Annotated in this window: 12 protein-coding genes, 2 tRNA genes and 1 pseudogene; 9 read left to right on the top strand and 6 right to left on the bottom strand. The window is 69.9% G+C overall.

Going from position 1 to position 13,648, the window contains the following annotated elements:
- Window positions 1-5: 5 nt before the first annotated feature.
- Window positions 6-2,246: a glycoside hydrolase family 3 N-terminal domain-containing protein gene (locus tag ACFDS6_RS03030; protein WP_375270631.1), complete on the bottom strand. Its 2,241-nt coding sequence runs from the start codon at window positions 2,244-2,246 to the stop codon at window positions 6-8.
- Window positions 2,243-3,349, bottom strand: coding sequence for a Gfo/Idh/MocA family protein (locus ACFDS6_RS03025; RefSeq protein WP_375270630.1), 1,107 nt, complete (start codon window positions 3,347-3,349; stop codon window positions 2,243-2,245). Before ACFDS6_RS03025 ends, ACFDS6_RS03030 begins: the two co-directional genes overlap by 4 nt.
- A 154-nt stretch (window positions 3,350-3,503) precedes the next feature.
- On the opposite strand from ACFDS6_RS03025, the gene ACFDS6_RS03020 reads away from it, so the two are divergent.
- Together ACFDS6_RS03020 and ACFDS6_RS03015 are read left to right on the top strand one after the other, a co-directional pair.
- Window positions 3,504-4,382, top strand: coding sequence for a 2-dehydro-3-deoxygalactonokinase (locus ACFDS6_RS03020; protein WP_375270629.1), 879 nt, complete (start codon window positions 3,504-3,506; stop codon window positions 4,380-4,382).
- A complete protein-coding gene (locus ACFDS6_RS03015; protein ID WP_375270628.1) occupies window positions 4,379-5,017 on the top strand; it encodes a 2-dehydro-3-deoxy-6-phosphogalactonate aldolase in 639 nt (212 codons plus the stop codon). Before ACFDS6_RS03020 ends, ACFDS6_RS03015 begins: the two co-directional genes overlap by 4 nt.
- A gap of 203 nt (window positions 5,018-5,220) precedes the next feature.
- On the opposite strand, the gene ACFDS6_RS03010 is transcribed toward ACFDS6_RS03015, so the two are convergent.
- Both ACFDS6_RS03010 and ACFDS6_RS03005 read right to left on the bottom strand, forming a co-directional pair.
- Window positions 5,221-5,296 (bottom strand) — tRNA-Ala (locus ACFDS6_RS03010).
- An 86-nt stretch (window positions 5,297-5,382) separates the two neighbouring features.
- Window positions 5,383-5,703: an FYDLN acid domain-containing protein gene (locus tag ACFDS6_RS03005; RefSeq protein ID WP_375270627.1), complete on the bottom strand. Its 321-nt coding sequence runs from the start codon at window positions 5,701-5,703 to the stop codon at window positions 5,383-5,385.
- Window positions 5,704-5,798: 95 nt separating this feature from the next.
- On the opposite strand from ACFDS6_RS03005, the gene aroA reads away from it, so the two are divergent.
- The 7 genes from aroA (at window position 5,799) to ACFDS6_RS02970 (ending at window position 12,205) form a co-directional block, all read left to right on the top strand.
- Entirely contained in the window at window positions 5,799-7,133 is a 1,335-nt protein-coding gene (aroA, locus tag ACFDS6_RS03000; RefSeq protein ID WP_375270626.1) for a 3-phosphoshikimate 1-carboxyvinyltransferase, read from the top strand.
- Window positions 7,130-7,756: a (d)CMP kinase gene (gene cmk / locus ACFDS6_RS02995; protein ID WP_375270625.1), complete on the top strand. Its 627-nt coding sequence runs from the start codon at window positions 7,130-7,132 to the stop codon at window positions 7,754-7,756. Before aroA ends, cmk begins: the two co-directional genes overlap by 4 nt.
- A 258-nt stretch (window positions 7,757-8,014) precedes the next feature.
- The gene (gene rpsA, locus ACFDS6_RS02990) at window positions 8,015-9,721 is read left to right on the top strand and encodes a 30S ribosomal protein S1 (RefSeq protein WP_375270624.1); all 1,707 of its coding nucleotides are present in this window, start codon (window positions 8,015-8,017) and stop codon (window positions 9,719-9,721) included.
- A gap of 173 nt (window positions 9,722-9,894) precedes the next feature.
- Window positions 9,895-10,185 (top strand): integration host factor subunit beta, encoded by a 291-nt coding sequence (gene ihfB, locus ACFDS6_RS02985; protein WP_375270723.1) that lies wholly within the window; start codon window positions 9,895-9,897, stop codon window positions 10,183-10,185.
- A 66-nt stretch (window positions 10,186-10,251) separates the two neighbouring features.
- Window positions 10,252-10,335: transfer RNA gene (locus ACFDS6_RS02980), tRNA-Leu, on the top strand.
- A gap of 71 nt (window positions 10,336-10,406) precedes the next feature.
- The gene (locus tag ACFDS6_RS02975) at window positions 10,407-11,777 is read left to right on the top strand and encodes an ABC transporter substrate-binding protein (protein ID WP_375270623.1); all 1,371 of its coding nucleotides are present in this window, start codon (window positions 10,407-10,409) and stop codon (window positions 11,775-11,777) included.
- A 5-nt stretch (window positions 11,778-11,782) separates the two neighbouring features.
- The gene (locus ACFDS6_RS02970; protein ID WP_375270622.1) at window positions 11,783-12,205 is read left to right on the top strand and encodes a DUF4112 domain-containing protein; all 423 of its coding nucleotides are present in this window, start codon (window positions 11,783-11,785) and stop codon (window positions 12,203-12,205) included.
- Here ACFDS6_RS02970 and ACFDS6_RS02965 read toward each other — a convergent pair.
- The gene (locus ACFDS6_RS02965) at window positions 12,202-13,398 is read right to left on the bottom strand and encodes an exo-beta-N-acetylmuramidase NamZ domain-containing protein (RefSeq protein ID WP_375270621.1); all 1,197 of its coding nucleotides are present in this window, start codon (window positions 13,396-13,398) and stop codon (window positions 12,202-12,204) included. The genes ACFDS6_RS02970 and ACFDS6_RS02965 overlap by 4 nt on opposite strands.
- A pseudogene (locus ACFDS6_RS02960) lies at window positions 13,395-13,648 on the bottom strand (hypothetical protein); the annotation flags it as partial. The pseudogene ACFDS6_RS02960 and the gene ACFDS6_RS02965, both read right to left, overlap by 4 nt.

Genomic DNA, 13,648 nt, shown 5'->3' with positions numbered 1-13,648 from the left:
GCCGATCACACCGCCGTCACCGCGGTCGCGATCGACGCCGCGGGTATCGCCCCCTCGCCCGCCGCGACGCTGAAGCGTCCGCGCGCGCGGATATCGGCCGACGAGCTGCCGACCATGACATCGATCGCCCCGGGTTCGATCACCCATTTGCTCGCCTTCCACAAGGCGAGCTGCGCGTGCGCGAGCGTGAAGCGCACCGTCCGACGCTCGCCCGGCTTGAGCATAAGCCGGTGGAAGCCGCGCAGCTCCGCCACGGGGCGCGCGACCGAGGCGACGGGGTCGCGGACGTACAGCTGCACGACCTCCTCGGCCGGAACGCTGCCCGCGTTGGTCACCGCGACGCTGACGATCGCGGCATCGGCGCGCGGCTCGATCGCGAGCGCGCCATAGTCGAAGCGCGCGTAGCTGAGGCCGTGGCCGAACGCGAACAACGGCCCGATGTCGCTGTCGTGGTAGCGCGCGCTGTCGACCGCGAGGTCGGGATTGGCGGGACGGCCGCTCGGCACGTGCGCGTAGCTGCTCGGCAGCTGCCCGGTGACGCGCGGCATGCCGATCGGCAGGCGACCCGCGGGTGACACCTTGCCCATCAGCACGTCGACGATCGCCGGGCCGCTCTCGATGCCGAGGAACCAGGTCTGGAGCACCGCCGGAATGCCCGCGAGCGCACGCTCCAATGCCAGCGGGCGCCCACCCATCAGCACCGCGACGATCGGCTTGCCCGCCGCGCGCACCGCGTCGACCAACGCCTGCTGCGTGCCCGGCAGCGTCAGGTCGGCCCGGCTGCGCGCCTCGCCGGTCAGGTCGTAATCCTCGCCGATCGCGAGCACGACCACGTCCGCCGCCGCGGCGACGCGCGCCGCCTGTGCGGGATCGCTGCCCGGATCGAACCTCGCCTGCGGCATCGCGCGGCGCAAGGTTACCGCATCCTCCGCCTGCCCGCGCGCGCGCCACGAACCGAGCGCGGAGGACGCGTCGTCGGCGAGCGCACCGATCAGCGCGACACGGGCGGTCGGCTTGAGCGGCAGCACCGCGCCCTCGTTGCGCAGCAGCACGACCGATCGCGCGGCGATCTCGCGGGCGGGCTCGCGCGCGAGCGGCGCCTTCTCGCGCGCCGGATCGCCGTAGCCGTAAGGGTCGTCGAACAGGCCCAGCCGTGCCTTGGCCATCAGGATGCGCCCGACCGCCTGATCGACGAGCGGCAGCAGCGAGGCGTCGGCCGCGACCGCGGCGCCCAGGTAGTCGGCGTAGGTGCTGCTCGCCATGTCCATATCGATGCCCGCGCGCAGCGCGAGCACCGCCGCCTCGGTCGGGTTAGCCGCGACTCCGTGGTTGATCAGCTCGCGGATGGCGTTCCAGTCGCTGACCACCAGCCCTTGATAGCCCCAGCGCCCGCGCAGCTCGCCGCGCACCAGCGCGTCATTGGCGGTCATCGGTACGCCGCCGACGTCGTTGAACGCGGTCATGAAGCTGCCCGAGCCGGCGCGCATCGCGGCGTGGAACGGCGGCAGATAGACTTCGTGCAGCGTCCGCTCGGACATATCGGCGCTGTCATAGTCGCGCCCGCCCGCGACCGCGCCGTAGCCGACGAAATGCTTGGTGCACGACAGAATGCGCCCGCGCGCCGGCATTGCGCCCGCCGGGCCTTCCAGCCCGCGCACCTGCGCCTCCGCCATGCGGCTGCCGAGGTAGGCGTCCTCGCCCGCACCCTCGACCACGCGGCCCCAGCGCGGATCACGCGCGACGTCGACCATCGGCGTGAAGGTCCAGTGGAGCCCCGCCGCCCAAGCTTCCTCCGCCATCAGCGCCGCCGCGCGCTCGGCGGTGGCCGGATCCCAGGTGGCGGCGAGCGCGAGCGGCACGGGCAAGGTCGTGCGGTACCCGTGGATCACGTCCATCGCGAACAGCAGCGGGATGCCGAGCCGCGACTCCTCGACCGCAATTCTTTGCAGTCGGCGCAGCGGCTCGGCACCCGCGACGTGCAGGAACGACCCCATCTCGCCGCGGCGCACGCGGTCGAGCATGCCGGCGTCGAGCCGCGAGTTGAGCGCGCGCTGCCGCCCGCCCGCGATCTGGTTCATCTGCCCGATCTTCTCGGGCAGCGTCATGCGCGCGATCAAGTCGCGGACGCGCTTGTCGTGCTTGGGGTCGGGTGCCGCCGCGCGGAGCGGCAGCGGTGCCAGCGCCGATGCGGCGAGCAGCACGCCCGCCCTGATCGCGTCGCGGCGCTGGAGTCCTGGCAAGCTCATACCAGCGACACGGCCCGCCGCTCGCGCGCGGAACGGTAGATCGCTTCGATCAGCCGCATGTCGCGCAGGCCCTCCTCACCCGACGCGCGCAAGGGAATGCCGGTCAGCACGCTCTCGGGCAGGTGGTCGAGCTGCGCGACGAACTGGTTCTTACGCGGCGGCGGCAATTGCACCTGCTCGGTGTCACCGCCGCTGCGGGTGAACAGCCTGTGCCCGTCGTACGGCGTGGCGGGCTCCATCCCGACCCAGCCCTTGGTGCCCGTCACGCGGAAGCCGTTGTGGTTCGACGAGTAGCTCGACACGCAATTGGCGATCACGCCCGACGGGAACTTTAGCTGAAAATCGATGCGATCCTCGACGTTGCGGAAGCGGGGATCGCTGCGGTCGGTATACTCGGTCGAGACCAGCTCTACCGGCTCCTCGCCCGAGAGGTAACGCGCGGCGTTGAGGCTGTAGATGCCGATGTCCATCAACGATCCGCCGCCCGACATCGGACGGTTGAGCCGCCATTGTCCGGGCTGCGCGTAGAAGCCGTGCTCCGCGGTGATCAACGTCGGTCGGCCGACGAAACCGGTCTTCACCAGCTCGATCGCGCGCAGATTGTGCTGCTCGAAGTGGCAGCGGTAACCGATCATCAGCTTGCGGTTGGCGGCGCGCGCCGCCGCGATCATCGCCTCGCACTCGGCGACGGAGACCGCCATCGGTTTCTCGCACATCACGTGCTTGCCCGCGCGGCTGGCGCGGATCGAATATTCGGCGTGCATCGAGTTGGGCAGCACGACGTAGACCACGTCAATGTCGGGATTGTTCCTGATCTTGTCGTAATCGGTGTAGCTGTAGCGGTGCGTCTTCGGCACATTGTACTCGGCACCGTAGCGCTCCAGCTTCTCGGGCGTGCCGCTGACCAGCGCGATCAGCCGCGCGTGCTCGCAATTCCTGAACTGCGGCATGATCTGCTTGGTCGCGTAGCTGCCGAGGCCCACGATCGCGTAGCCCAGCTTGCGCGGTTGCGCCGCTTGAGCGCGCGCGCCATTGACCAGCGCCGTGCTCGCCAGACCCGCGCCGATCCCCTGCAACACGCCGCGCCTGCTGTAATCCGCCATCTGGCCCCCCTAAACATAGTGCCGGGTAGCGATAACAAATGCGGTGCGGGAGGTCCAAGCCGGCGTGGTCGTAGGGCGTGGCGGGCCGGTCGGCGCGCTTGACGCTCCGCCGGCCGCTTCCTAGCGCTGGCGGACACATGGCGACCATCGGACAATGACCCGCGGCGCGTATATCGCGGTGGACTGGGGCACGACCAATCGCCGCGCCTGGCTGGTTGACGCGCGTGGCGCGGTCCTCGACCAACGACGCGACGAGCGCGGCGTGCTGTCGATAGTGCCCGGCTCCTACCCGAGAGAGATCGCCGACTTACGACGCGCGTTGGGCGATGTTCCGGTGTTCGCCGCGGGCATGATCGGGTCGACGCGCGGCTGGCACGACGCGCCCTACGTCGACGCGCCCGCCTCGCTGGCGTTGCTCGCCGAGCACGCGGTGCGGTTGGACGCCGGCGTGACGATCGTCCCGGGTGTCGCCCTGCGCGCGCCGCATCGCGCCGACGTGATGAGGGGTGAGGAAGTGCAGGCGCTCGGCGCGGTCACCGCGGGCCTCGTGCCGGGTGACGCCCTGCTCTGCCAGCCGGGTACCCACAACAAGTGGATCGAGCTCAGCGACGGACGGATCGCGCGGTTCGCGACCACGATGACGGGCGAGCTGTTCGCGCTGCTGCGCGCGCACGGCATCCTCGCGGGCATGCTCGACGGAACCGTGCGCGACGGAACGCCGTTCCGCGCCGGTCTGGCGCGTGGTGCGGGCGCGCGCGATCTGTCGTCCGCCTTGTTCGAGGTCAGGGCGCGGGTACTGCTCGGCGTTCGCGCCGCGGATGACGCCGCCGCGTTCGCCAGCGGCATCCTGATCGGTGCCGACGTGGGCGCGCGCGACGATGTCGCGGGCCGCGACGTATACCTGCTCGCCAGCGGCGGCCTCGCAGACCTCTACGCGTCCGCGATCGCCTTCGTCGGCGCGCGCGCCGTACCGGTCGACAGCGACGCCGCCTTTCTCGCCGGCATGCACGCGATCTGGGAGCTGTCCGCATGAATATATCTCAGTCGACCTTCGACCGGTCGTTCGCCGCCTGCCCGCTGGTCGCGATCCTGCGCGGGATCACGCCGGAGGAGGCGCCCGCAATCGGGGAGGCACTGGTCGCAACCGGCTTCACGCTGATCGAGGTGCCGCTCAACTCGCCCGATCCGCTACGCAGCATCGCGATGCTGGCGGAGCGATTGCGCGGCCGCGCGATGGTCGGGGCCGGCACCGTGCTGTCGCCCGCGCAGGTCGACGCGGTGGCGCAGGCGGGCGGCACGCTGATCGTATCGCCCAACACCGACGCTGCCGTGATCGGGGCCGCGATCACGCGCGGCCTGATCTCGCTGCCCGGTTTCTACACGCCGAGCGAAGGCTTCGCCGCGCTGGCGGCGGGCGCGACCGCGCTGAAGCTGTTTCCGGCCGACGGCGCCACGCCCGCCTTCCTCAGAGCGCAGCACGCCGTGCTGCCGCGCGACGCGCGCGTCCTCGCGGTCGGCGGCATCACACCCGACAATCTTGCGGCGTGGCGCGCGGCGGGGGCGGATGGCTTCGGCCTGGGGTCGAACCTGTACAAACCGGGCAAGTCGGCCGCCGACGTTGCGCGTGATGCCGCCGGATTTATGACGGCGCTCAGGATGCTCGACTGATCGCGAGCGTTTCCGCTGGCGAGCCGTACGGCGCGGAGCTTGTTTCCGACCTCGGCATCTCAACACCAACGCCTTGCGCGCCTCGCGGAGCACAGATCAGAGGTGGAGTTGGCGGCGCTGCTAAATGACGCCCGAGCTCATACCACCAGCGGGCAACCGCTACGTGGGCTCATTCAGTTGATCAGGGCGATGGAAGTCCGGAATGGTGGAGCCGAGGGGGATCGAACCCCTGACCTTCGCAATGCCATTGCGACGCTCTCCCAGCTGAGCTACGGCCCCATTCCGTTGGGAAGCGCCCACTAACCGGGCGCTGCGGGCTTGGCAAGCGGTGGATCGCACCTTTTGCCAAGCCCGATGAGAAAAAGTCAGTTCTCGTCGTCGTCGCTGGGTGCCTCGACGCCCAGATCGTCGTCGCCGCCGAGGTCGACCTCGTCGTCGGCCGAGGGCTCCTCGTCCTCCGCGGGTGCCAGATCCTCGTCATCGTCACCGGCCAGGTCGCTGTCGGGCGCCTGCTTGTCGGACTTCACCGCCTCGAACGGCATCGGCTGCTTGGACTTCAGAATCGGCTCGGGCGCCCAGGCATAACCGCAGTTGATGCAGGTGACGGGATCGTCCTTGGTCAGGTCGTAGAAACGCGTCGCGCATTTCGGGCACGTACGCTTCGTGCCCCATTCCGGCTGGATCATGCCGTGAAAAGCCTTTCGGATGGGTGGTTCTGCAGGGTTACCTGCGAAGTGGGGGGCGCCTTGCCATAGCACAACCCGGCTGGCAAGCGGCGCGCATGTCGCATGCCTCGCCCGCCCCGTTCCGCGTTCCCGCTGCCCGCTGCCTGTCCGGACGCATACGCGTTCCCGGCGACAAGTCGATCAGCCACCGCGCGCTGATGCTGTCCGCGCTCGCGGTCGGGGAGAGCCGGGTCGAGGGCCTGCTGGAGGGCGAGGACGTGCTCGCCACCGCCGCCGCGCTCCGCGCGATGGGCGCGGGTATCGAGCGCATGGCGGAAGGTTGCTGGACGATCAACGGCGTCGGCGTCAGCGGCCTGCTGCAACCCGCGGGCGCGCTCGACATGGGCAATTCGGGCACCTCCACCCGCCTGCTGATGGGACTGGTCGCGTCGCACCCGATCACCGCGACCTTCACCGGCGACGCCTCGCTGTCGGCGCGTCCGATGGAGCGCGTCATCACCCCGCTGTCGCGGATGGGGGCGGAGGTCACCGCCTCGCCCGGCGGACGCCTGCCGCTGATGCTGCGCGGGCTCTGCCCGGCGGTGCCGATTGAATACGAGCTCCCGGTCGCCTCGGCGCAGGTGAAGTCGGCGGTCCTGCTCGCCGGCCTCAACACGCCCGGCGTCACTCGCGTGATCGAGCCGGTGCCGACGCGCGACCACAGCGAGCGGATGCTCGCGGGCTTCGGCGCCGAGGTGCTGGTGGAGGAAACGTCGCAAGGCCGCGTCATCTCGATCACCGGCGAGGCGGAGTTGCGCCCGCAGCAGATCACCGTTCCCGGCGATCCCTCCTCCGCCGCCTTCTGGATGGTCGCTGCCACCGTGGTGCCCGGCAGCGACGTCGTGATCGAGAATGTCGGGCTCAATCCCACGCGCGCCGGGCTGCTCACCGCGCTGCGCATGATGGGGGCGGACATCGCCGAGGTCGATACGCGTACCGTCGGCGGCGAGCCGGTCGCCGACCTGCGCGTCCGCCATGCCGCGCTGAGCGGGATCACCGTGCCGCACGACCTCGCGCCGTCGATGATCGACGAGTATCCGGTGCTGTTCGTCGCGGCCGCCTTCGCCGCCGGGCGCACCGTCGCCCGCGGCGCCGACGAGCTGCGCGTCAAGGAGAGCGACCGGATCGCCGCGATGCGCGCCGCGCTGGAGGCGAACGGCGTCGCCGTCACCGAGCACGAGGACGGCCTGTCGATCGACGGCACCGGCGGCGAGGCGATCCCGGGCGGCGGCACCGTCCAGACGCACCTCGACCACCGCATCGCGATGAGCATGACGGTCGCCGGTCTCCACGCCCGCAGGCCCGTTACGATCGACGACGTGTCGCCCGCGCGCACCAGCTACCCCAATTTTTTCGACCAGCTCAGCTATCTGTCGGGAGAGGCCGCATGATCATCGCCGTCGACGGACCCGCCGCATCGGGCAAGGGCACGATCGCCAAGGCATTGGCGCGTCACTACCACCTGCCCCACCTCGACACCGGGCTGCTCTACCGCGCGGTCGCCGCCACCGTGCGGCGCATGGAGCTCGACCCCGAGAAGGAGGCCGACGCGGTCGCGGCGTGCGACTTCGACGAACTTACCCTGGCCGACCCCGGCCTGCGCGACGACGATGTCGGGCAGCTCGCCTCCGTCGTGTCGGCGCACCCGCTGGTCCGCGCAGCACTGCTCCAGCGGCAGAAGCGTTTCGCGCATCAGGAAGGCGGCGCGGTGCTCGACGGCCGCGATATCGGCACGGTGATCGCCCCAGACGCGCAGGCCAAGCTGTTCGTCCGCGCCACCCCGACGATCCGCGCGCAGCGCCGCCACACCGAGCTCAGGAACCGCGGCAGCGCGGTCAGCTTCGACCAGGTGCTCGCCGACATTCGCGCGCGCGACGAGCGCGACAGCAGCCGCTCGGCCGCGCCGCTGATCCCTGCCAGCGATGCCGCGCTGCTCGACACGAGCTTCCTCTCGATCGACGCCTCGGTCGCGAAGGCGATCGCACTGGTCGAGGCTCGCCGCACGCCTGCGTAAGCGCTGCTTGCCTGTACGGCGGCGCTAGGGTATGACGAAGGTGTCCAGCGAGCCGATGTTCGCGGAGGCACGGCGCGGCGGGCTCGTCCCCTCGCGCCCTTTTCGCATTGGCGTTTAGGTCCTCCACGTACTCCTCGGCCCGCGCGGATACCGCGTTCGGCATGGGGTCGTCGCGGTGTTTTGGCCCTGGGGTCACACCCTAGACCAGCGGAACCAACCGCTTGGCCGGAAACGACAACGTTTAGGACTTACGGATTTATGGCCTCTACGGCAGCTCCCTCACGCGACGATTTCGCGGCAATGCTCGATGACATGTTCGGCGGCGCCGACAGCTTCGAGGGCCGCGTGGTGCTCGGCACCGTTACCGGCATCGAGAACGATCTGGCCGTCATCGACGTCGGCCTGAAGAGCGAAGGCCGCGTGCCGCTGCGCGAGTTCGCGCCGGCGCCGGGCCAGAAGGCCGAGCTGAAGGTCGGCGACGAGGTCGAGGTCTACGTCGACCGTGTCGAGAACATGCACGGCGAAGCGATGCTCAGCCGCGACCGCGCGCGCCGCGAGGCCGCCTGGGACAAGCTCGAGGTCGAGTTCGCGAAGACCGCGCGTGTCGAGGGCACGATCTTCGGCCGCGTCAAGGGCGGCTTCACGGTCGACCTGTCGGGCGCCGTCGCCTTCCTGCCTGGTTCGCAGGTCGACATTCGCCCGGTGCGCGACGTCACCCCGCTGATGGACATCCCGCAGCCGTTCCAGATCCTCAAGATGGACCGCAAGCGCGGCAACATCGTCGTGTCGCGTCGCGCGGTGCTCGAGGAAACCCGCGCCGAGCAGCGCTCGGGCCTGATCCAGAGCCTGGCCGAGGGTCAGATCATCGAGGGCGTGGTCAAGAACATCACCGACTACGGTGCGTTCGTCGACCTGGGCGGCATCGACGGCCTGCTCCACGTCACCGACCTGTCGTACAAGCGCGTCCAGCACCCGTCGGAGATGATCAACATCGGCGACACCGTGCGCGTCCAGATCATCCGCATCAACAAGGACACGCAGCGCATCTCGCTCGGCATGAAGCAGCTCGAGAGCGATCCGTGGGATGGTGCGAGCGTCAAGTACCCGGTCGGCGCGAAGCTGTCGGGCCGCGTGACCAACATCACCGAGTACGGCGCGTTCGTCGAGCTGGAGGCGGGCATCGAGGGCCTGGTCCACGTGTCGGAGATGAGCTGGACCAAGAAGAACGTCCACCCCGGCAAGATCGTCTCGACCAGCCAGGAAGTCGACGTCATGGTGCTCGAGGTCGACGCCGAGAAGCGCCGCATCTCGCTCGGCCTCAAGCAGGCGCAGAACAATCCCTGGGAGGCATTCGCCGCCGCGCACCCGATCGGCTCCACGGTCGAGGGAGAAGTCAAGAACGCGACCGAGTTCGGCCTGTTCATCGGCCTCGACAACGACGTCGACGGCATGGTCCACATGTCCGACATCGCCTGGGGCGTCTCGGGCGAGGACGCGCTCAACCTGCATCGCAAGGGCGAGACGGTTCAGGCCGTCGTGCTCGACATCGATCCGGAGAAGGAGCGCATCTCGCTCGGCATGAAGCAGCTCGAGCGTGGCGGTCCCGTCGCGGCGGGCGCGGGCGACCGTATCGGCAAGAACCAGGTCGTCACCGTCACGGTGCTCGAGGTTCGCGACGCCGGCCTCGAAGTGCAGCAGGGTGATGACGGCGCGACCGGCTTCATCAAGCGCACCGACCTCGGCCGCGACCGCGACGAACAGCGTCCGGAGCGGTTCCAGGTCGGTCAGAAGTTCGACGCGATGGTGACCGGTTTCGACCGCTCCAAGAAGCCGACCTTCTCGATCAAGGCGATGCAGATCTCCGAGGAGAAGCAGGCGGTAGCGCAGTACGGTTCGTCCGACTCGGGCGCGTCGCTCGGCGACATCCTGGGCGAAGCGCTCAAGGCGCGCGAAACCAAGAAGTAAGCGCCTGTTCCAGCACGGGACGCGTGATGGAGGGGTCGGCTTTGCCGGCCCCTTTTTTCGTCCGGTCAAACCTTCATTTCGGGTGATTGATGACGTCTCGGTCCTATCGCGCGCTCGTGTTTACCTGTATCAAGTTTAGGTGGCATGGTCGGTGCCGGCGTTTGTTGCACTTCGTGAGGAAGCAGATGATTCGGTCGGAACTCGTCAACCGGCTTACCGAAGAGAACCCGGAACTGTCGCCGCGCGACGTCGAAGCGATCGTCGCCACCTTCTTCGACCAGATCGTCGATCGCCTCGCGGCCAATGGCCGGGTCGAGCTGCGCGGCTTCGGCGCCTTCTCCACCCGTCAGCGCGACGAGCGCACCGGCCGCAATCCCCGCACCGGTGAGACGGTCGACGTGACCGCCAAGCGCGTTCCCTACTTCAAGCCCGGCAAGGAAATGCGTCAGCGGCTCAACGTCTGACCGCCGATCGGCACCATCGCCGCTTGACGCGCGGCGGCGAAGCGCGCTTGTGCGCGGACCACATGTGCGGACGTGGCGGAATCGGTAGACGCTGGAGACTTAAAATCTTCTGCCCATGGCGTGCGGGTTCGAGTCCCGCCGTCCGCACCATCGCATTCGGCGCACTGCTGCCGGCGCTTCTCTCCATCACCGCCTGCGATCGTCGCGCCGATGTCGGGCCGGTGATCGTCAGCGTCATCGGCGACAAGCCCGCGCTCGCCGGACGTGACCGGCGGCAACTGTCCACCCCCGACCGGCTGCTGACCGACGCGATCGCCGAGGGCCTGGTCCGCTTCGACGCCAACGGCCAGATCGAGGGTGGCCTCGCCGAGCGGTGGACCGTCACCGACGATGGCACCAGCTATATCTTCCGCCTGCGGCCCGCGCGCTGGGTGAACGGCGAGCCCGTGCGCGCCGCGCAGGTCGTCGCGCTGCTGCGGCGCCAACTCGCCCGCAATGCGCGCAACGCGGCCGCGCCTTATCTGTCCGCGATCGGCGACGTGGTGGAGATGACGCCCGAGGTAATCGAGATCGAACTCGCGCGCCCGCGTCCCGATCTGCTCAAGCTGTTCGCGCAACCCGAGCTCGCACTGGTGCGCGGTGCGGGCGGTGCGGGTCCGCTGCGGGTCGTCGGCGAGGGCGCGCACTCGCTGCTGCTTCGCCCGGTCGAGGATCCCGACCGCGACCCGGACGACGACGGCCCGACGCCCGAGGACGACGTGCGGCTGATCGGCGAGCGCGCCGCGCGCGCGATCGTCCGCTTCGTCAACAAGGATGCCGACCTGGTCGCCGGCGGTACGATCGACGACTGGCCGCTGGTGCTGCGCGCCGACCCGGCCGCGTCCAATATCCGCATCGATCCCGCCGCTGGGTTGTTCGGGCTCGCGTTCCAGCGCCGCGACGGCTTCCTCGCGGACTCCGCAGCGCGCGCTGCCCTGTCGGCCGCGCTCGATCGCGCGGCGCTGGTCGCCGCCGTCTCGCCCGAGTGGAGCGCGACAGAGACGCTGCTGCCCGAGCAGCTCGACTCGCTCTCGCCACCGACGCGCCCCGGCTGGGCGACGCTGCCGCGAGAGCAGCGGCTGGGCGCGATCCGCGCGCGCGTCGCCGCCTGGCGCGCGACCGCGGGCACGCCCAGCGTCGGCCTGGCGCTGCCCGGCGGTATCGGCGGCACGCTGTTGTGGACGCGGCTCGCCGCCGACCTGTACGCGATGGGGATCAGGCCGGTGCGCCTCGCGATCGACGATCCCGCGGCGGACCTGCGTCTCGTCGACGCGGTCGCGCCCTACGACAGTGCGCGCTGGTACCTGTCCGAGGCGTGCGTCGCCTGCTCGGACGAGGCGCGCGCCGCGATTGAGGACGCGCGGCTCGCCCCGACGCTGGACGCGCGCGCCGCGACCATCGCGCGCGCCGACGCGGCACTCACCGCGGACGCCAGCTTCATCCCGCTCGCGCGGCCGTTCCGCTGGTCGCTGGTGTCGCTCCGGCTGGTGCAGTGGCAGGCGAACGCGCGCGCGTGGCATCCGTTGAACCGGCTGCGTCGCGGCACCAGATAGATGGGATGACGACCCGCCCCACGATCATGCCCGGCCTCGCCGCCGCCAACCTGCCGCTCGGCCGCGATCCGGCCTCGGTGCGTCGCCGGCTGGTCGCGATGGAGCAATTGCTCGAAGGGTTGTTCGTCATTCCCGGCATCAACCGACGCGTCGGACTCGACTTCCTGCTCGGGCTGGTCCCGGTGGCGGGCGACGCGGTCGCCGCCGCACTGGGCGGCTGGCTGGTGTGGGAAGCGCGCAACCTGGGCATGAGCAAGGCGTCGCTGCTACGCATGACCGGCCGGGTTGGCTTCGACGCGCTGCTCGGACTCGTGCCGTTCGTGGGCGACGCGGCCGACCTCTACTATCGCTCGAACACCAGGAACCTGAAGCGTGTCTTGCGCCACCTCGACAAGCATTACCCCGCCACGGTGACGGTCGAGCGCTAGTAGAGCAGGAAACGCGCGCGCGTCTCCGCCCAGGCGCGCTCGTCGGGCACGGTCAGCGCGTCGAGATCGCCCGGCCGCGCGCCCGCGTCGTCGACCCATTCTCGTAGCGCCGGCCCGCCGTTGATGACGTCGATCGCCAGCTTATCGAACTCATATTCGTACGGGAAGTCGCGCCACAGCGGATACTCGGGGCTGAGCTGGCGCAGTGCCTTGAACGCCAGCGCCTGCAGCCGCCACGGTCGGAACGCCGCGTGGTCGTACGCCGCGCCTTCGGCGTGGATGAACACGCCCGCGCACAGCTCCCCCGCGTGCTTGTGGAACGTCGGCTGGAACCAGATGTCGCGCAGGGTGCAGCCGGCGAGCCACTCGGGCGCGAGATCGTGCATCGTCGCTATCAGCGCGCGCGCGTCCACGTCGGGGGCGCCGAACAGCTCGAGCGGGCGCGTCGTCCCGCGCCCCTCCGAAAGCGTGGTCCCTTCCAGCATCACCGTGCCGGCATAGGCGCGCGCCATGTTGACGTTCGCCGCGTTGGGGCTGGGATTGATCCACACCCGCGTGTCGGGCCAGCCGAACCCCGGCGCCGCCTCGGGCGCCCAGCCCTTTATCGCCACCACGCTATAGTCGACGTCCAAGCCGTAGTGCGCGACGAACCAGTGGCCGAGCTCACCCAGCGTCATTCCGTGCCGCATCGGCATAGGCCCCGCGCCGACGAAGCTCTCCCATCCCGGCCTGAGCGTCAGCCCCTCGATCGGCCGCCCCGCGGGGTTGGGGCGATCGAGCACCCACACCGCCTTCCCGTGCGCGGCCGCGGCCTCCAGCACGTAGAGCAGGGTCGTCACGAACGTGTAGATGCGGCATCCCACGTCCTGCAGGTCGACCAGCATGACGTCGAACGTGTCCATCGACTCGGACGTAGGCCGTCGCACATCGCCGTACAGGCTGAACACCGGCATGCCGTAGGTCGGATCGGTGAAGTCGGGCGACTCCATCATGTTGTCCTGCAGGTCGCCGCGCACGCCGTGCTGCGGCCCGAACACCGCCGACACGTTCACCCCCGCCGCCACCAGCGCGTCTAGCGAGTGCGTCAGGTCCGCGGTGACCGAGGCCGGATGCGCGAGCAGCGCGACGCGACGCCCTTTCAGTTCGCGGCGGAGGCTCGCGTCGGCGAGCAGGCGGTCGATCCCGAAGTTCATGGCGCCGCTGGTGCCGGGAGCCGCGCGGCAAAGCAATCGCGATGATGGAAGTCGGGCGCGCCCGGCGGCTGCTGGAGCGCCCAGAACGAGCGCCGCCCGTCCGCCTCCTCGATCACCGCGGTCAGCGACATCAGCAGCTCGCCGTGCGGCAGCCCGCCGAGATCGCAATTGACCTCGACGCCGTCCGTCACTCGGTCGACGTGCGGGATCACGTCGCGCGGCAGGTCGGCCATGCCGTCGCGGTAACCGT

Origin of the sequence: Sphingomonas sp. (assembly GCF_042095875.1) — a bacterium.
Taxonomy (GTDB): Bacteria; Pseudomonadota; Alphaproteobacteria; order Sphingomonadales; family Sphingomonadaceae; genus Sphingomonas.
The sequence above is the reverse complement of the archived record's forward strand: the minus strand, read 5'-3'. Positions and strand labels throughout refer to the sequence as shown.

Bases quoted from the DNA above. Each gene is read 5' to 3' on its own strand.
- ACFDS6_RS03005 (WP_375270627.1), bottom strand. From the start codon at position 5,703: ATGATCCAGCCGGAATGGGGCACGAAGCGTACGTGCCCGAAATGCGCG.
- ACFDS6_RS03025 (WP_375270630.1), bottom strand. From the start codon at position 3,349: ATGGCGGATTACAGCAGGCGCGGCGTGTTGCAGGGGATCGGCGCGGGT.
- ACFDS6_RS02970 (WP_375270622.1), top strand. From the start codon at position 11,783: ATGACGACCCGCCCCACGATCATGCCCGGCCTCGCCGCCGCCAACCTG.
- ACFDS6_RS03020 (WP_375270629.1), top strand. From the start codon at position 3,504: ATGACCCGCGGCGCGTATATCGCGGTGGACTGGGGCACGACCAATCGC.
- cmk (WP_375270625.1), top strand. From the start codon at position 7,130: ATGATCATCGCCGTCGACGGACCCGCCGCATCGGGCAAGGGCACGATC.
- aroA (WP_375270626.1), top strand. From the start codon at position 5,799: ATGTCGCATGCCTCGCCCGCCCCGTTCCGCGTTCCCGCTGCCCGCTGC.
- ACFDS6_RS03030 (WP_375270631.1), bottom strand. From the start codon at position 2,246: ATGAGCTTGCCAGGACTCCAGCGCCGCGACGCGATCAGGGCGGGCGTG.
- ACFDS6_RS02965 (WP_375270621.1), bottom strand. From the start codon at position 13,398: ATGAACTTCGGGATCGACCGCCTGCTCGCCGACGCGAGCCTCCGCCGC.
- rpsA (WP_375270624.1), top strand. From the start codon at position 8,015: ATGGCCTCTACGGCAGCTCCCTCACGCGACGATTTCGCGGCAATGCTC.
- ACFDS6_RS03015 (WP_375270628.1), top strand. From the start codon at position 4,379: ATGAATATATCTCAGTCGACCTTCGACCGGTCGTTCGCCGCCTGCCCG.